This is a genomic window from Aquincola sp. J276, assembly GCF_024700035.1.
Classification (GTDB): Bacteria; Pseudomonadota; Gammaproteobacteria; order Burkholderiales; family Burkholderiaceae_C; genus Aquincola; species Aquincola tertiaricarbonis.
This window is the reverse complement of record NZ_JAJONC010000002.1, coordinates 218,636-236,449: the sequence shown is the minus strand read 5'-3', so window position 1 is coordinate 236,449 and position 17,814 is coordinate 218,636. Positions and strand designations below refer to the sequence as shown.

13 protein-coding genes are annotated in these 17,814 nt (G+C 72.0%); 7 read left to right on the top strand and 6 right to left on the bottom strand.

Features of this window, described 5'->3' with window-relative positions; translation table 11 throughout:
• The first annotated feature begins 36 nt into the window (after positions 1–36).
• Complete coding sequence (locus LRS14_RS18935; protein WP_257800652.1) at positions 37–333, top strand: hypothetical protein; 297 nt, start codon at positions 37–39, stop codon at positions 331–333.
• 10 nt (positions 334–343) lie between these two features.
• Here LRS14_RS18935 and LRS14_RS18930 read toward each other — a convergent pair whose 3' ends face one another.
• Positions 344–1,990, bottom strand: a complete 1,647-nt coding sequence (locus LRS14_RS18930) for an alpha-amylase family protein (protein ID WP_257800651.1) — start codon at positions 1,988–1,990, stop codon at positions 344–346.
• Positions 1,983–3,920, bottom strand: a complete 1,938-nt coding sequence (locus LRS14_RS18925) for an amylo-alpha-1,6-glucosidase (RefSeq protein WP_257800650.1) — start codon at positions 3,918–3,920, stop codon at positions 1,983–1,985. Before LRS14_RS18925 ends, LRS14_RS18930 begins: the two co-directional genes overlap by 8 nt.
• A gap of 180 nt (positions 3,921–4,100) precedes the next feature.
• On the opposite strand from LRS14_RS18925, the gene LRS14_RS18920 reads away from it, so the two are divergent.
• Together LRS14_RS18920 and LRS14_RS18915 are read left to right on the top strand one after the other, a co-directional pair.
• Positions 4,101–4,562 (top strand): (2Fe-2S)-binding protein, encoded by a 462-nt coding sequence (locus tag LRS14_RS18920; protein ID WP_257800649.1) that lies wholly within the window; start codon positions 4,101–4,103, stop codon positions 4,560–4,562.
• A gap of 2 nt (positions 4,563–4,564) precedes the next feature.
• Positions 4,565–6,802, top strand: coding sequence for a xanthine dehydrogenase family protein molybdopterin-binding subunit (locus LRS14_RS18915; protein ID WP_257800648.1), 2,238 nt, complete (start codon positions 4,565–4,567; stop codon positions 6,800–6,802).
• A gap of 10 nt (positions 6,803–6,812) precedes the next feature.
• Here the strand turns inward: LRS14_RS18915 and LRS14_RS18910 are convergent, their stop codons facing one another.
• Together LRS14_RS18910 and LRS14_RS18905 are read right to left on the bottom strand one after the other, a co-directional pair.
• Positions 6,813–7,928: an alpha/beta fold hydrolase gene (locus tag LRS14_RS18910; protein ID WP_257800647.1), complete on the bottom strand. Its 1,116-nt coding sequence runs from the start codon at positions 7,926–7,928 to the stop codon at positions 6,813–6,815.
• A 4-nt stretch (positions 7,929–7,932) separates the two neighbouring features.
• A complete protein-coding gene (locus LRS14_RS18905; RefSeq protein ID WP_046112023.1) occupies positions 7,933–9,282 on the bottom strand; it encodes a hypothetical protein in 1,350 nt (449 codons plus the stop codon).
• A gap of 255 nt (positions 9,283–9,537) precedes the next feature.
• Here LRS14_RS18905 and LRS14_RS18900 point away from each other — a divergent pair, with 255 nt between their 5' ends.
• From LRS14_RS18900 to LRS14_RS18885, 4 genes are all read left to right on the top strand, one after another.
• Positions 9,538–11,121 carry a mechanosensitive ion channel family protein gene (locus LRS14_RS18900; protein ID WP_257800646.1) on the top strand — a complete coding sequence of 528 codons (1,584 nt, stop codon included), beginning with the start codon at positions 9,538–9,540 and terminating at the stop codon, positions 11,119–11,121.
• 100 nt (positions 11,122–11,221) lie between these two features.
• Complete coding sequence (locus tag LRS14_RS18895) at positions 11,222–12,046, top strand: LuxR C-terminal-related transcriptional regulator (RefSeq protein WP_257800645.1); 825 nt, start codon at positions 11,222–11,224, stop codon at positions 12,044–12,046.
• A 73-nt stretch (positions 12,047–12,119) separates the two neighbouring features.
• Positions 12,120–13,085, top strand: coding sequence for a tripartite tricarboxylate transporter substrate binding protein (locus LRS14_RS18890; protein WP_257800644.1), 966 nt, complete (start codon positions 12,120–12,122; stop codon positions 13,083–13,085).
• Between the two features lie 32 nt (positions 13,086–13,117).
• The gene (locus LRS14_RS18885) at positions 13,118–14,788 is read left to right on the top strand and encodes a tannase/feruloyl esterase family alpha/beta hydrolase (RefSeq protein WP_257800643.1); all 1,671 of its coding nucleotides are present in this window, start codon (positions 13,118–13,120) and stop codon (positions 14,786–14,788) included.
• Here LRS14_RS18885 and hutI read toward each other — a convergent pair.
• Positions 14,775–16,004, bottom strand: a complete 1,230-nt coding sequence (hutI, locus tag LRS14_RS18880; RefSeq protein WP_257800642.1) for an imidazolonepropionase — start codon at positions 16,002–16,004, stop codon at positions 14,775–14,777. The genes LRS14_RS18885 and hutI overlap by 14 nt on opposite strands.
• 13 nt (positions 16,005–16,017) lie before the next feature.
• Positions 16,018–17,730, bottom strand: a complete 1,713-nt coding sequence (hutU, locus tag LRS14_RS18875) for a urocanate hydratase (RefSeq protein WP_257800641.1) — start codon at positions 17,728–17,730, stop codon at positions 16,018–16,020.
• Positions 17,731–17,814 lie beyond the last annotated feature (84 nt).

Here is a 17,814-nt window from a genome sequence, read left to right as displayed (position 1 = left end):
CGCGGTCGGAGGTCGATGATGGTTCGAATCACTGTCTTGCTGGCTGCGGCATGCCTGGCCAGCGCGGGTTCCGCGGCACAGACCAACGACCTGGTGGCCTACCAGGGCACCAATGCCATCCGGCTCACCGACACCGCCTGCACCGATGCCGCCGTGCTCGAGCGCATCGAGCCCGAGGCCCGGCTCTATTTCCGCCAGGCCCGCGCCACGGTGGACGGCAAGTCCTACCGCGCCTGCTGGGGCGCGCTGCCCATGGCGGTGGTGCTGGTGTACGAGGACGGCGACCAGGGCATGCTGCCGCTGAGCGCGCTGCAGAAGCCGGTGGACATCTGAGGCAGCGGCCTCAGTCCTGCTGGGTGCGCAGCAGCCAGCGATAGCCGAAGGGCTCAAGGTCGATGGTGTAGTGGCCATCGGCCTGCACTGCGAAGCGACGGCCGGCCAGCACGTCTTCCAGCTGCGCGGGCGGTCGGCCTTCTTCCGGCGCGGCCACGGGCAGGCTGTAGCGGATGCGCTTGCGGCTGAAGTTGTGCACCGCGAACACGGTGGTGCGGCCGTCGTCGCAGCGGTGGGCCAGCAGCTCGTCGCGGCCGGTGTCGATGAAGCTGCAGTCGCCCATGCCGAAGGTGACGCACTCTTTGCGCCGGCGGGTCATGCGCTCCAGCCAGTTCAGCAAGGAGTTGGGGTCCTGTCGCTGGCGCTCCACGTTGAGGGTGGGGTAGCCGAATTCACCGTCGGCGATGACGGGCAGCGAGAGCTGGTCCGCCGGCGCCGACGAGAAGCCGCCGTTGGGCAGGTCGTTCCACTGCATCGGCGTGCGCACGCTCCAGCGGTCGGGCAGGCCCAGGTCGTCGCCCATGCCGATCTCGTCGCCATAGCGCAGCACCGGCGTGCCGGGCAGCGTGAGCATCAGGCTGTGCGCCATTTCCAGCCGCCGGCGGTCGTTGCCCAGCATCGGCGCCAGCCGGCGGCGCAGGCCGCGGCCGTAGAGCTGCATGTCGGCATCGGGCCCGAAGGCCTTGAACACCTCGGCGCGCTGCGCATCGGTCAGCCGGCCCAGGTCCAGCTCGTCATGGCTGCGCAGGAAGTTGTTCCACTGGCACCAGGCCGGCAGCGGCGGCAGCTGCTCCCAGGCTTCACGCACCGGCGTGGCCTGCTCGCGCGCAAAGGCCAGGAACATGTGCTGGTTGAGCCAGAAGTTGAACGACATGTGGATCTTGTCGCCATCGCCGAAGTAGTCGGGCACCTCCTCCGGCGGCAGGTTGGCCTCGGCCATCAGGCAGACGTCGCCGGCCAGCGTCTGCACATGCTGGCGCAGCTCGCGCAGGTAGTCGTGCGGATCGATGCGGCCTTCGGTGGGCAGGTTCTTCAGCTCCAGCAGGAAGGGCAGCGCATCGATGCGGAAACCCGTGACGCCCATCTGCAGCCAGAAGCCGGTGATCTTCTCGATCTCGCGCCGCACCGCGGGGTTGCTGATGTTCAGCTCGGCCTGGTGGCCGTAGAAGCGGTGGAAGTAGAAGGCCTTGGCCTCGGGGTCCCAGGTCCAGGTGGTCACCTGCTCGCCGGGAAACACCGTGCCCTCGGCCGCGTCCTCGGGCTTGGTGTCCGACCACACGTAGAAGTCCCGGTAGGGCGAGTTGGCATCGCTGCGCGCGGCCTGGAACCACGGGTGGTCGATGGAGGTGTGGTTGACCACCAGGTCGATCATCACGCGGATGCCCTTGTTGCGGGCGCAGCGGGTGAACTCGACGAAGTCGCCCAGCGTGCCCAGCCGAGGGTCCACGGCGTAGTAGTCGGTGATGTCATAGCCGTTGTCGCGCATCGGCGAGGGATGGAAGGGCTGCAGCCACACGCAGTCCACGTTCAGGCCGGCCAGGTACTGCAGCTTGGCCGTCAGGCCCTGGAAGTCGCCGATGCCATCGCCATTGCCGTCGGCAAAGGTCTTCACGTCCAGGCAGTACAGCAGCGCGTTCTTGTACCAGTGCTCAGCCATGGTCGGCTTCCTCCTCGGGCAGGTTGTCTAGACAGGCTGTCGGCCGGGTGGCCTGCCAGGCGCGCAGCAGCTCGGCCACGCTCCAGGCCTGGGCGATGCAGCCGCCCGGGTGGTGCGGCGCCTGGGCATCGAACACCTCGCTCACCTGGCCGATGCCGGCCTGTCGCAGGTGGGCCGGGAGCGCATCGAGGAAGCCGCGGGCCGCCGGCACGTCGCCATGCGCGCGCAGCCAGCCATCGACGAAATGCCCCAGCAGCCAGGGCCACACGGTGCCCTGGTGGTAGGCGCCGTCGCGCGATCGCAGGTCGCCCTGGTAGTGCGGCCGGTAGGCCGGCTCGCGCGGGCCCAGGGTGCGCAGGCCCATGGGCGTCAGCAGCTCGGCCCGCACCGCCTGCAGCACCGCCGGCCAGTGGCGCCGTTCCAGCACCGGGTAGGTGAGCGACAGGCTGAACACCTGGTTGGGCCGCAGGCTGGCATCGTCGGGCGCCGCAGGATCGGGGCCGTCCACCACGTCCAGCAGGTGGCCATGCGGGGCCGACCAGAAGCGGCGGTTGAAGCTGGTGCCGGTGCGGTCGGCCAGGTCGTCGAAGCCGTCGTCGGGCTGCTCGAAGCGCTGCGCCCAGGCGGCCATCAGGCGCAGCGCGTTGAACCACAGCGCCTGGATCTCCACCGGCTTGCCGCGCCGCGGCGTCACCACCCAGCCGTCCATCTTGGCGTCCATCCAGGTGAGCTGGTAGCCGTCGGCCGCGGCGCGCAGCAGGCCGTCCTGCGGGTCCATGCCGATGCCGTAGTGGGTGCCCCGGACATGGTGGCGGATCACCTCGCGCAGTGCCGGGAACAGCTCGGGCACCAGGGTGTCGTCGCCGCTGCGCAGGGTGTAGCGGTCCAGCGCATGAAAGAACCACAGCGTGGCATCCACCGTGTGGTACAGCGCCTGCCGCCCGCCTTCAGGGAAGAGGTTGGGCAGCAGCCCGTCGCGGATGTAGCCGGCGAAGGTGTGCAGGATGGCCCGCGCCTCGGCATGGCGGCCGGTGCACAGCGTCAGGCCCTCCAGCGAGATCATGGTGTCGCGGCCCCAGTCGTTGAACCAGTGGTAGCCGGCCATCACCGAGCGGAAGCTGCCGTCGGCCTCCTCGGCGCGGCTGCCGGGCTGCACGATGAAGGCATCGGCAGCCAGCACCAGGCGGGCCTCGATGTCCTCCTCCTGCTCGGCCAGGCCGGCGGTGGCCAGCAGCAGCAGCTGGCGGTCGCGCTCGGCCTGCAGCAGCGCCTGCGGCTCGGCCAGCGGTGCATCGCCCGCCATCGTGGCCTGCAGCGCCACCGCCTGGCCCGCGGCCAGCTGCAGCGTCCAGTGGCCGGGGCTGTGCTGGTGCTCGGTGTGGTCGTAGCCGCGCTCGGCCTCCATGCTGAAGTGGCAGTGGCGGTCGATCAGCGGATCGGCGGTGAAGGCGGCGCCGGGCGCCAGCGGCTGCAGCTGCAGGTCGGCACCGCCGCAGCCCAGCGCCACCTGCAGGCCGCCGCCGGCCACGGTGCGGGCCTGCCAGGCCGGCAGTTCATCGGGCTGCAGCGCCGCGTCCTGGCGGCGTGCGGCGATGAAGGGGCGCAGCAGCAGCCGGCAGGGCGCGCCTTCCACCAGCTGCCAGCGCACCACCACCGCATGGCGGCCATGCGGCATCACCACGCGGCGCTCGATCACGCGGCCGGGCAGCTCGAAGCGCCACACCGGCAGCGTGCCTTCCAGCCGGAACTGCGCCAGGTGCGCGCCCAGCTGCCAGGCGCCCTCGTCGCTCACCACGCTGTCGTCCAGCCGGGGCAGCAGCACATGGCGCCCGCGCGGCTCGCTCAGGTTGGGCACGAACCAGCCGTGGTAGCGCCGGGTGGCGGCACCCGCCACCGGGCCCGAGGCATATCCGCCCAGGCCGTTGGTCACCAGCCACTCCTGGCCACTGAAATCCGTATGTCCTTCGGGGGATGCGGTGCGCAGCGCAAGCGTGGGTAATCGACGAGGCATGATGCTGACAAGGTGGCAGACGCAGCGCCTTTGGCACGCGCCATGCCCGCTGCGGACCCGCCAGCCCCTTCGCAACCCATCGACGATCCGAGAACCTCCATGCCCACACTCGACATTAACGGCCAGCAGCGCGCACTGGACGTCACCGACGACATGCCTCTGCTCTGGGCCGTGCGCGACGTCGCCGGCCTCACCGGCACCAAGTTCGGCTGCGGCATCGCCATGTGCGGTGCCTGCACCGTGCACATCGACGGCGAGGCCGTGCGCTCCTGCGTCACGCCGGTGGCCGCGGCCAACGGCAAGCGCGTGGTCACCATCGAGGCGATGGAGCAGGACCCGGTGGGCCGCCGGGTGCAGGCCGCCTGGCGCGAACTGGACGTGGTGCAGTGCGGCTACTGCCAGTCGGGCCAGGTGATGCAGGCCACCTCCCTGCTGCGCAGCAACCCCAACCCCAGCGATGCCGACATTGATGCCGCGATGAGCGGCAATGTGTGCCGCTGCGGCACCTACAACCGCATCCGCGCCGCCATCAAGCTGGCCGCCTCGCGCAAGGGAGCCTGACCATGCAGATGCCCACGCAAGACATCGACACCACCCTGCCCCGCCGCAGCTTCCTCAAGCTGGGCGCCGCGGCCGGTGGCGGCCTGGTGGTGAGCTTCGCGCTGCCGCTGCGCGCACAGCCCGACCGCAAGGAAAAGCCGTCGGAGACCGCCGTCGGCCAGGCCGCCGAGAAGGCCACCGGCGAGGCCGGCGCGCTGGCCCGCAATGCCTTCATCCGCATCGACCGCGAAGGCATCGTCACCCTGGTGATGCACAAGGTGGAGATGGGCCAGGGCACCTACACCTCGATGCCGATGCTGCTGGCCGAGGAACTGGAGGTGGACCTGGCCAAGGTGAAGCTGGAACACGCCCCGCCCGACAACGAACGCTACGGCGACCCGCTGCTGGGCGGCCAGGTGACCGGCGGCTCCACCTCGGTGCGCGGCGCCTGGACGCCGCTGCGCCAGGCCGGCGCCATGGCGCGCATGGTGCTGGTGGACACCGCCGCCCAGCGCTGGGGCGTGCCCGCGGCCGACTGCAGCGTGGCCGGCGGCGTGGTCAGCCATGCGGCCAGCGGCCGCAGCCTGCACTACGGCCAGCTGGTGGACGAGGCCGCCCGCCGGCCGGCGCCGGCCCAGGTGGTGCTGAAGGCACCCAAGGACTTCAAGCTGATCGGCACCCCGGTCAAGCGACTGGATTCGGCCGACAAGGTCAACGGCAAGTCGGTGTTCGGCATCGACGTGCGCCTGCCCGGCATGCTGGTGGCCACGGTGGCCGCATCGCCGGTGGTGGGCGGCAAGCTCAAGGGCAGCAGCGACAAGAAGGCGCTGGCCGTCAAGGGCGTGCGCCAGGTGCTGAAGATCGACAACGCGGTGGCCGTGGTGGGCGACCACATGTGGGCCGTCCGACAGGGCCTGGCCGCGCTGGAGCCCACCTGGAACGACGGCCCCAACGCCAGCTTCGACAACGCCGCCCTGGTGGCCAGCATGCAGGCCGCCGCCGCCAAGCCCGGCGCGATGGCCCGCAATGACGGCAATGCCGCCCAGGCCCTGTCCGCGGCCGGCGTGCGCAAGGTGGAGGCGGTGTACGAGATGCCCTTCCTGGCCCATGCCACGATGGAGCCGATGAACTGCACCGTGGTGCTCAAGGCCGACGGCTGCGACATCTACGTGGGCACCCAGGTGCCCACCATCGCCCAGGGCGCGGTGGCCAAGCTCACCGGACTGCCGCTGGACAAGGTGCGCATCCACAACCACCTGCTGGGCGGCGGCTTCGGGCGCCGGCTGGAAGTGGACTCGGTGGTGCAGGCGGTGGCCTTCGCCAGGAAGGCCAGGCCGGGCACGCCGATCAAGTTCGTGTGGACGCGCGAGGAGGACATCCAGCACGACATGTACCGGCCCTACTACTACGACCGCCTGGCCGCCGCGCTGGATGCGCAGGGCCGGCCGGTGGCCTGGACCCATCGCGTCACCGGCTCGTCCATCATGGCGCGCTTTGCGCCGCCGGCGGTGAAGGACGGCGTGGACCCGGACGCGGTGGAGGGCGCCAAGGACATGCCCTACAAGATCCCGAACGTGATGGTGGACTACGTGCGGCATGAACCGCCGGTGCCCACCGCCTTCTGGCGCGGCGTGGGCCCCACGCACAACATCTTCGTGGTGGAGAGCTTCATCGACGAGCTGGCCGCCGCCGCCGGTGCCGACCCCTTCGAATACCGCCGCGGCCTGCTGGCCGATGCGCCGCGGGAGCGGCGGGTGCTGGAGCTGGCCGCGCAGAAGGCGGGCTGGGGCACGCCGATGAAGCCGATCGAGGGCAAGCGCGTGGGCCGCGGCATCTCGGTGCAGTTCGCCTTCGGCAGCTACATGGCCCAGGTGGCCGAGGTGGCGGTGGATGCCGAGGGCCAGGTGCAGGTGCTGCGGGTGGTGTGCGCGCTGGACTGCGGCCAGGTGGTGAACCCGGACACGGTGCATGCGCAGATCGAGAGCGGCGTGAACTTCGGCATCACCGCGGCGCTGTGGAACGAGATCACCTTCGCCAAGGGCCGCGCGCAGCAGAGCAACTTCCACGACTACCGCATGCTGCGCATGAACGAGTCGCCCTCCATCGAGGTGCACATCGTCAACAGCTCGGAAGACCCGGGCGGCATCGGCGAGCCCGGCACCTCCGCGCTGGCCCCGGCATTGGCCAATGCGGTGTTCGCCGCCACCGGCCAGCGGGTGCGCAAGCTGCCCATCGCCGGGCAGGCGCTGAAGAAGGCCTGAGCCGCCGCGGCTACGGCCGCGCGAAGAAGTCGAGGATGGCCGTCATCGCCGGAAGGCGGTGGCGGTCGCTCTCCACCAGCAGCTCGTGCCGCGCGCCTTCCAGCCGCAGCGGGCAGGGGCTGGGCCGCACCTGCGGGGCCAGCGCGGCGCAGAAGGCGGCCTGGCCTTCCGGCGTCACCGCGGTGTCGGCCCCGGCCTGCAGCACCAGCAGCCGGGCATCGATGCGGCCGGCCTGGGCGATCAGCTCGTCCGACGCGCGGCAGGCCGCCGCGGCCCAGCCGCGCGTGGGCCCGCCCAGCGCGGTCTGCGGTGCATCGGCAATGGCCTGCTGCACGATGGCATGGCGCACGGCCGAATGCGTGAGCTCGTTGCGCTGCGCATCGAACGGCGTGGGCTCGAAGCCCTTGTCCAGCAGGCCCGCATAGCAGGTGGGGCACAGGCCGCCGGTGGCCTTGAACCACAGGCAGCCCGCGGTGGCGCTGGCCACCACCTTGGCATTGGGCGCATGCATCGGCGACGACAGCGCCGCCGCCCTGAACACGCCGGGGTGCCGCTCCAGGTACAGCGTGCCGATGCCGCCGCCCATCGAATGCGCCAGCATCAGCAGCGGCCGGCCCGCCGAGCGCGGGCGCACCACGCCATCGACGAATGCGGCCAGGTCGTCGACATAGTCGTCGAAGCTGGCCACATGGCCCTTGTGCGGCTGCTGCGGCAGCAGCCGGGGCGACAGGCCCTGCCCGCGGTGGTCCAGCGCATACACCGCATAGCCCTGGCGCCACAGGTCGTGGAACACCTCCTTGTACTTCAGCAGCGACTCGGTGCGGCCATTGACGATGACCACGCTGGCCCGCGGCGCCGCCGGCTCCGCGGCCGCATAGGCCAGCATCAGGCCGCCCTTGCCGGCCACCTGGCCGGTGCGCACCCGGGCCTGCCAGAAGGGCTCGATGGTGGCCTGCAGCGCACCGGGCAGCTCGGCCTCGGTGAACAGGCCGTAGGGGTTGGCCATGGGCAGGTCGGGCGCCTGCGGCGCAGCTTCGGGGGGCTGCTGGCAGGCCGTGGCCAGCAGCACCAGCAGGGCCATCGGCAGCCTCAGCGCCAGCAGCGTCAGGATGGGGTGGCGTGACATGGCTTCAGTCCACCAGCGCGGTGGCACCGCGGCGGGCCAGGGCCAGCTTGCAGGCCATCTGCGCCATGTTGTGCTGGCGGATCCAGCTGCCGCGACTGAGGTTCACGCTGTCGCAATGGGTCATCGGGCCGCCTTCGCTGCCCCACATCGGGCCCGAGCTGCAGGCACTGAAGCGGCTGAGCACCTCGCCTTCCTCGTACAGGTGGAAGATCGCGGCCGGGGCCGGCGCGCCCTCGGCATCCGCCACGCGCACGCCGTCGGCGATCTGCTGGTTCACCACCGCGCGCGAAGGCCGCCTGGGGTTGTAGGCATCGCCCACCTGCACCATGGAGCCGCCGTCCACCGGCGAGGGATTGAAGCCCACGGTGCGCGTGACCTCGGGATTGAGCACGTGCACGTAGCTGGCCAGGCCGGCGCCCAGCGAGTGGCCCACCGTGGTGAACAGCAGCCGCGTGGGCGTGGCCCGTTCATGCACCAGGTCGCTCAGCGCATGCAGGCGCTGCACGCGCCGGATGATGGTGCGACCGGCCCGGTCGGCCTGGCGGTACTGGTCCCAAACGAAGGGCGTGAACGAGGTGACGCCGCGCACGTTGGACACCCAGCCGCCACCGCCCACGGTGCCGCGGAACACCAGCGCATATTCCAGCGTGCGGCCGCCATCGGGCGCGGCGCGCGGGCGGCGCCACACGTCGATGGCCAGGTCGGGCACGAAGAGCGACCAGCCGCGGGCCGGCGCCTCGGCATGGAACTCGGGCAGCCGGGTCCAGCGGAATTCGGCGATGGCCTCGGCCACCGGCACCTTGGGCTCATGGTCCAGGTAGCGGCAGTCGCTGGCGTCGGCGGGCGTCGCGTCCTGGTACACGTTGGCCTCCACCTGCCGCAGTGCGGCCTTGCGCAGGCTTTCGGCGGCACGGTCGTCCAGCAGCATGCAGTGCTGCTGCCACTGCACCAGCCGGCCGGCATCGCGCGCGCGGGCCTCGGCTTCGGCGCCACACAGGCTGGCATAGCGCGCGGCATAGTCGTTCTGCACCGCGGGCTGGTCCAGCTGGCGCACGCGCTCGATGGCCGGCGCATGGCCCAGCTCACGCACCTCCTGCCGCAGGGACGGCGAGTCGAAGGCCAGCATCGTGTAGTTGTCGGGCCGGTCGCCGGCGCCGTACACCTCGGCGGCCAGCGCCGCATAGGGCCAGTAGAAATCCGCGGTGGCCTGCAGCGCGCCGGGCGCACCGCCCGCGGGCCGGGGCGCGGAGGCTTGCGGCTGGCCCGGGCCGCTGGCGGCGCAGGCGGTCAACAGCAGGATGCAGGACAGCACGGCGCAGGCCGGCCCGGCCCGGCGAAGCAGAGGCGACGGCATGGTGTTCCTCCGGCAAGCGGTGTGGAGCCAGTGTGTTCCGCAGGGCGACAAGCTGCCTCCCAAGGGCTAGGGAGACGGCGGCCCTTGCGCGCGCGCTGGGTAACATGGTTACAAATTCGATGAGGAGCGAGGCCGATGCGCACACCGACAGCGCCCGCCCGTTGCAGTACGGCCCGGGCAGGGGCAAGGCAGTGGATCAGGGCATGGCGGGGTCGGCGGGCCCGCCTGCTGGGTGGCTGCGTCCTGCTGGGCTGCATGCTGCTGGCCGGCGGACCGGCCAGGGCGCAGGCCGGTGGAACACCCGCCGCGCCGGCCGAGCCGGCAGCGACGACGGCGGCCGCCGACCCGCCGGCGAGCGTCCTGCTCAACCACCGCCGCATCGCCGACCTGCGCGCCCGGCTGCTGGACGACACGCCGCAGCAACGTGCGGACCTGGCGCACCAGGCCCTGGCGCTGGTACTGGCGCAGCCGGGCCCCGGCCAGGTGAGCCGCAGCATGGCCGGCGACGCAGTGCGCTTCCAGGTGGACGGGCAGACGGTGTTCTACCTGCTGCCTGCCGATGTGGGTGGCCCGCGGGGCGGCCTGCTGCTGGAAGCGGCGGCGCGGCAGGCCGAGCACCGGCTGCAGCAGGCGGTGCTGGAGGCCCGCGAACGATCGGACCCGCGCCGCCTGGCCATCGGCGCGGCCACGGCCGTGGCAGCCACGGTGGCGGCCTGGCTGCTGGCCTGGGGCGTGCTGCGGCTGCGGCGGCGGCTGGTGCGCCGGCTGGACGCGGCGCTGGCGCGCTGGCAGCGCCGCCACCCTGGCGCCAGCCTGGTGGGCACCTATGGCCGCCATGCCCATGCCGGCGTGCGGCTGGCGGCGCAGCTGCTCACCTGGACCGGCCTGGCGCTGCTGGCGGAGCTGTGGGCGGGCTTCGTGCTGCGCCAGTTCGCCTACACCCGGCCCTGGGGCGAACGCGCCACGCTGTGGTTGCTGGAGCTGCTGCAGCAGTTCGCGCTGGGCATCGCCCGCGCAGTGCCGGGGCTGCTGACCGCCGCGCTGATCTTCGCGCTGGCCTGGGGCCTCACCCGCCTGCTGGGCCAGCTGCTGCGGCGGGTGGAAGACGGCGAGCTGCAGCTGGCCTGGCTGGACAGGGACACCGCCGGCCCCACGCGGCGGCTGGGCAACTTCGTGGTGTGGCTGTTCGCGCTGGCCATCGCCTACCCCTACCTGCCCGGCGCCGAGAGCGAATCGCTCAAGGGCGTGACGGTGCTGGCCGGGCTGATGCTGTCGCTGGGCGCCTCGGGCGCGGTGGGCCAGGCGATGTCGGGGCTGAGCCTGATGTACTCGCGCGCGCTGCGGCTGGGCGAGTACGTGACCATCGGCGGCGTGGAAGGCACGGTGGCCCACATCGGCCTGTTCAGCACCCGGCTGCACACCGGCCTGGGCGAGGAGGTGAGCCTGCCCAACACCGCCATCGCCAGCCAGCCGGTGCGCAACTTCTCGCGCCTGGTGGCCGACGGCCGCTTCGTGCTGCACACCGCCATCACCGTGGGTTACGGCACGCCCTGGCGGCAGGTGCACCAGATGCTGCTGGAGGCCGCCCGCCGCACACCCGGCGTGGCCGCCGAGCCGGCGCCCTACGTGGTGCAGACCGCGCTGTCGGACTTCTACGTCGAATACCGCCTGTGCGCGCAAGCCGACCGCAGCGCGCCGCGTCGCCGCGCCGAGGCGATGAACCAGCTGCTGGCCAACATCCAGGACGTGTTCAGCGAAGCCGGCGTGGCGATGGTGTCGCCGCACTACGTGGCGGATCCGCCCGCGCCCGTGCAGGCGCCGGGGCGCCTGGCGGGCTGACCGCCAGGGCGCATAGCGCACGCCCGGCGGGTAAACCACCAGGCGCGGCGGCGCACCGGCGCCTACGCTGCTCGACCGGCAGTGGCGTAGGAGACCGACGATGCAGGCCTGGACCCTGGCGCCCGCGGGCGCACCCTGCGCGCAGGCGGCACTGGCCGCGCTGGCCGCGGTGATCGAGGCGGTGGGCCGCGCGGGCTTCGCGCAGCAGGCGCTGCGGGCCGTCAACGGCGCGCTGCAGGCCGGTTCCTGGGCGGTGTACCGGGTGTGGCCCGACCGGCCGCCCGCCATGCACCTGTCGGCCAGCCAGGGCGTGGCCGACACCACCGCCAGCTGCTTTGCCATCTACCGCGACAGCGGCCTGTACCGGCGCGACTGCAGCTTCGAGGCCGCCCGCGGCCGCCAGGCGCGCGGGTCTTCGGTGATGCTGCGCATGCATGCCGACGAGGCACCCAGCGCCGATCACCGCGATGCGATCTACCTGCGCCACGGCATGCTGGAGCGGCTGTCGGTGGCGCGCACCGAAGCCGACGGCTCGCTGCTGGCCGTCAACCTGTACCGCCACCAGCCGCAGGGCCGCTTCAGCGATGCCGAGGTGGAGCGCTTCGCGCTGCTGGCCGAGCCGCTGCTGGCCGCGGTGGCCCGGCATGTGGACTGGGCGCAGCAGGCCCCGCCCGCGCCGCTGGGCAGCCGGGAGACGCTGCTGCAGCGCTGCCCCGCCCTCACCCCGCGCGAGCTGGACGTGCTGGAACGCCTGCTGCAGGGCATGACCTACGACGGCATCGCCGCCGACATCGGCCTGAGCCTGGCCACCGTCAAGACCTATCGCGCCCGGGCCTTCGAGCGGCTGGACATCCACTTCAAGAACGAGCTGTTCGCCCTCTTCGTGCCCGATGCGGCACCGGCCACCGGGGCGCCGCTGCTGTAGACCTTTCGGCTGACAGCCGGCCCGGGACCCGGCTCGCACACTGCGGCGAAACACCGAAACCCGGAGACAGCCGATGCACCGCCGAACCCTGCTTGCCGCCGCGCTGATGCTGGCCGCCGCCCTGCCCGCCGCAGCGCAGACCTTTCCCGACCGGCCGCTCAAGCTGGCCGTGGGCTTCCCGCCCGGCACCGGCCCCGACGTGGTGGCCCGCACGCTGGGCCAGCGGCTGGAAGCGCTGCTCAAGCAGCCGGTGGTGGTGGACAACCGCCCCGGCGCCGGCGGCCAGATCGCGGCGCAGATGACCGCCAAGAGCCCGCCCGACGGCTACGGCCTGCTGCTGGGCGAGGTGGGCTCCATCGCCATCGCCCCGGCGGCCTACAGCAAGCTGCCGTACGACCCGGCCAGGGAGCTGGTGGCGGTGAGCGAGGTGGTGCGCTCGGACTTCGTGCTGGTGGTGCCGGCCAGCGCCAAGGCGGCCGACGTGAAGGCCTTCATCGAGGCCGCGCGCGCCGGCGCCGACCGGGTGAACTTCGCCACCTTCGGCGCCGGCACGCCGGGCCACTTCGGCGCCGAGGTGCTGGCCGAGCAGGCCGGCTTCCGCATCGAGCCGGTGCACTACCGCGCCACCGGCGACGCCATCACCGCCCTGGTGGCCGGTGACGTGCAGGCCGCCTTCGTCACCACCGCGCTGGCGGTGCCGCAGGTCAAGGGCGGCAAGCTGCGGGCGCTGGCCACCACCGCCGGTACCCGCTTGCCGCAGCTGCCCGAGGTGCCCACCTTCGCCGAGGCCGGCTGGCCCAAGGTGGACTTCTCGGCCTGGTTCGCGGTGTTTGCGCCGGCCGGCACGCCGCCCGCCGCGCTGGATGCACTGAACCGCCAGATCGTGGCCGCGGTGCAGACGCCCGAGGTGCGCCAGAAGCTGCAGGACGCTGGCTTCAGCGTGCTGGGCACTTCGCGCGCCGACGCCGAGCGCATGACCCGCGCCGAGGCCGCCCGCTGGGCCGCGGTGGTCAAGGCCACCGGCTTCAAGGCCGACTGACGGCACACCCACAAGAACCCAGGAGACAAGACATGACGACACGCACCGGCCTGCAGGGCCTGGGCGCGCTGGCGGCCGCCTGCGCGCTCATCACGCTGGCCGCCTGCGGCAGCGACGACGACTCCTCCGCGCCGCCCACCCCTGCCCCCGCCCCGGCGCCGCCCGCCGAGACGGCGCTGGCAGGCGACTGCGCCACCCTCACCGGCCTGGCCACGGCCGGCATGACGCTGACCGCCGCCACGGTGGAAGCGGGCACCGTGGTGGCCGGCAACACCCTGCCCGCCCACTGCGTGCTGCGCGGCCGCATGAACGAGCGCACCGGGGCCGATGGCCAGCCCTACGCCATCGGCTTCGAGCTGCGGCTGCCTCGCAGCTGGAACGGTCGCTTCATGTTCCAGGGCGGCGGCGGCAACGACGGCTTCGTGGCCAATGCGCTGGGCGCGGTGGCGGGCCTGAACACCAGCGCGCTGGGCCAGGGCTTCGCGGTGGTGAGCACCGACGCCGGCCACCAGGGCGGCAATGCCCGCTTCGGCCTCGATCCGCAGGCGCGCATCGACCATGCCTACAACAGCTACGACGTGGTGACCGTCACCGCCAAGGACCTGATCCAGCGGGCCTACGGCCGCGGACCCGATCGCTCCTATTTCGTCGGCTGCTCGGGCGGCGGCCGCCAGGCCATGCTGTTCCCGCAGCGCTTTCCGCAGCACTTCGATGGCATCGCCGCCACCGCACCGGCGATGAAGGTGGCGCGCGAGGCCAGCGTGGCCTCGGTGTGGAACGTCATCACCCACACCGCCATCGCGCCGGTGGATGCGGGCGGCGCGCGCATCCTCAGCCAGGCCTACAGCAACGCCGACCTGAAGCTGGTGGCCGATGCGGTGGTGCAGCGGTGCGACGCACTGGACGGCGCGGTCGACGGCATGGTGCATGCCAATCCGTCGGCCTGCGGCTTCGATCCGGCGGTGCTGCAATGCACTGGCGCCAAGGCGGCCGATTGCCTGTCGGCCGAGCAGGTGGGCGCGCTGAAGAAGGACTTCGGCGGCCCGCGCAACAGCGCCGGCCAGCCGCTGTATGCCAGCTGGCCGTGGGACGCGGGCATCGCCGGCCCCGACTGGCGCAACTGGCGGCTGGGCACCTCCACCACCGCCGTGCCCAATGCGCGCAATGCCACGCTGATCGCGGCCGATGCCATGCGCTACGAGTTCTTCACGCCGCCGGACCCCACGTTCGACTACATGGCCTTCAACTTCGACACCGACCCGGCGCGCATGGACGCCTATGCGGCCATCTACCACACCACCTCCACCGACGTGGGCGCCTTCCGCAACCGCGGCGGCAAGATGCTGCTGGTGCATGGGCTGGGCGACCCGATCTTCTCGGCCAACGACACCATCGACTACTACCAACGGCTGCAGGCCGCCCAGGGCGGTGCCGAGGCCACCCGCGGCTTTGCGCGCCTGTACCTGGTGCCGGGCATGAACCACTGCGCCAACTCCGGCGGCCCGGCCACCGACCAGTACGACGCGCTGGCCGCGCTGGTGCAATGGGTGGAGCAAGGCACCGCGCCCGACCGCATCGTGGCCCGCGCCGGAGCCGCCACGCCCTGGCCCGGCCGTACGCGGCCGCTGTGCCCCTATCCCCAGCAGGCGCGCTACGACGGCGCGGGGGATGTGGAGAAGGCGGAGAGCTTCAGCTGCCGGTAGGCGTGCGCGGCACGCCCGCGTTCACCACCTGCCAGCACGGGTTGAGCCCCAGCCCGTGGCACAGGTCGGCCGGCCGGTCGATGGACCACAGGGCGAAGTCGGCCCGCTTGCCGGTCTGCAGCGTGCCCAGCTCGGCCTGCAGGCCGAGCGCGGCGGCAGCATGGCGGGTGGCGCCGGCCAGGGCTTCCTGCGGCGTCAGCCGGAACAGGGTGCAGGCCATGTTCATCGCGGCCAGCAGGGAGGGCATGGGCGAGGTGCCGGGGTTGCAGTCGGTGGACACGGCCATCGGCACGCCGGCCTCGCGCAGCGCCTGCACCGGCGGCAACCGCGTCTCGCGCAGGAAGTAGAAGGCGCCGGGCAGCAGCACCGCCACCGTGCCGGCCCGGGCCATCGCGTCGATGCCTTCGGCACTCAGGCATTCCAGGTGATCGGCCGACAGGCCCTTGAAGCCGGCCACCAGCGCGGCGCCGCCCTGGTCGCTCAGCTGCTCAGCATGCAGCTTCACCGGCAGGCCGTGGGCGGCCGCCGCTTCGAACATGCGGCGGGTTTGCGCGGGCGTGAAGCCGATGTGCTCGCAGAAGGCATCCACCGCATCCACCAGGCCTTCGGCCACCAGCGCGGGCAGCGTCTCCTCGCACATCAGGCGGATGAAGTCGTCGGGGCGGCCGGCGTATTCCGGCGGCAGGGCATGCGCGCCCAGGAAGGTGGTGCGCACCCGCAGCGGCAGCACCCGCGCCAGCTCGCGGGCCACCCGCAGCATCTTGGCTTCGTTGGGCGTGTCCAGGCCGTAGCCCGATTTCACTTCCAGCGTGGTCACGCCCTCGGCCAGCAGCGTGCGCACCCGCGGCAGGCTGGCCGCCAGCAGTTCGGCCTCGCTGGCCGCACGCGTGGCCCGCATGGTGGAGAGGATGCCGCCGCCCCGGCGCGCGATCTCCTCATAGGGCACGCCGTTCAGCCGTGCCTCGAACTCGTCGCTGCGGTTGCCCGCATGCACGATGTGGGTGTGGCAATCGATGAGGCCGGGCGTGAGCCAGCGGCCGCCGCCATCGTGCTCGGCCGCCGGCTGCAGGTCGGCCGGCAGCTCGGCCTCGCGGCCGAGCCACGCGATGCGGCCCTGGTGCACCGCGATGGCGCCGTCGGGGATGGCGCCATAGTCGGCGCCACCACCGGCCATGGTGGCCAGGTGCACACCGCGCCACAGGTCGTCGCATTGCATGGCGTGCGGTCCTTCAGCGCACCATCGGCAGCTTGAGGCCGAAGCGCTTGGCACAGGCCACCGCCGCCTCGTAGCCGGCATCGGCATGGCGCATCACGCCCGAGCCGCAATCATTGACCAGCACGCGCGCCAGGCGCTCGGCCGCGGCATCGGTGCCGTCGGCCACGATCACCATGCCGGCATGCTGCGAGTAGCCCATGCCCACACCGCCGCCGTGGTGCAGGCTCACCCAGGTGGCGCCGCCCGCGGTGTTCAGCAGCGCGTTCAGCAGCGGCCAGTCGCTCACCGCATCGGTGCCGTCCTTCATGCGCTCGGTCTCGCGGTTGGGGCTGGCCACCGAGCCGGTGTCCAGGTGGTCGCGGCCGATGACGATGGGCGCCTTGAGTTCGCCGCGCTTGACCATCTCGTTGAAGGCCAGGCCCGCGATGTGCCGCTCGCCCAGGCCCAGCCAGCAGATGCGCGCCGGCAGGCCCTGGAAGCTGATGCGCTCCCGCGCCATGTCCAGCCAGCGGTGGGTGAGCCGCTCGTTCGGGAACAGCTCCTTGATCTTGGCGTCGGTCTTGTAGATGTCTTCCGGATCGCCCGACAGCGCCACCCAGCGGAAGGGGCCCTTGCCTTCGCAGAACAGCGGCCGGATGTAGGCGGGCACGAAGCCGGGGAAGTCGAAGGCGTTGGCCACGCCCTGGTCGAAGGCCACCTGGCGGATGTTGTTGCCGTAGTCCACCGTGGGAATGCCCATCGCCTGGAAATCCAGCATGGCCTGCACATGCTGCGCACAGCCCTGCGCCGCGGCGGCCTGCAGCTCGGCATGCTGCGCGGCGTCGTGCTGCGCGGCCTTCCAGCGGGCCACCGTCCAGCCCGGCGGCAGGTAGCCGTTGACCAGGTCGTGCGCCGAGGTCTGGTCGGTCACCAGGTCGGGCTTCGGGCCACCGGCACGGGCGCGGCGCACCAGTTCGGGCAGCACCTCGGCCGCATTGCCCAGCAGGCCGATGGACACGGCTTCCTTGCGCTCGCAGTGATGCTTCACCAGCGCCAGCGCCTCGTCGATGTCGCGCGCCTGCTTGTCCAGGTACTTGGTACGCAGCCGGAAGTCGATGCTGCTCTGCTGGCATTCCACCGTGAGCGACACCGCGCCGGCCAGCGTGGCGGCCAGCGGCTGCGCGCCGCCCATGCCGCCCAGGCCGGCGGTGAGGATCCAGCGGCCCGACCAGTCGTTGCCGTAGTGCTGGCGGCCGGCTTCCACGAAGGTCTCGAAGGTGCCCTGCACGATGCCCTGGCTGCCGATGTAGATCCAGCTGCCGGCCGTCATCTGGCCATACATGAACAGGCCCTTGCGGTCCAGCTCGTTGAAGTGCTCCCAGTTGCCCCACTTGGGCACCAGGTTGGAGTTGGCGATGAGCACCCGCGGCGCGTTGGCATGCGTCTTGAACACACCCACCGGCTTGCCGGACTGGATGAGCAGCGACTCGTCCTCCTCCAGGTTGCGCAGCGATTCCAGGATCTGGTCGAAGCAGGCCCAGTCGCGCGCGGCGCGGCCGATGCCGCCATACACCACCAGGTGCTTGGGGTTCTCGGCCACCTCGGCGTCCAGGTTGTTCTGGATCATGCGGTAGGCCGCCTCGGCCAGCCAGTTCTTGCAGCTCAGCGTGCTGCCGCGGGGCGCGCGGATCACGCGGGTGGCGTCATAGCGGGGGTCGTTGCGCAGGGCTTCGTCGGCGTGGGTCACGGGCATCTCCGGGGCGGGGCGGCAAGTTGTATAGACAACTATAGTGAGTTTGAGCCCGCGCTGGCAACTGCTTTGTGCGCGGCC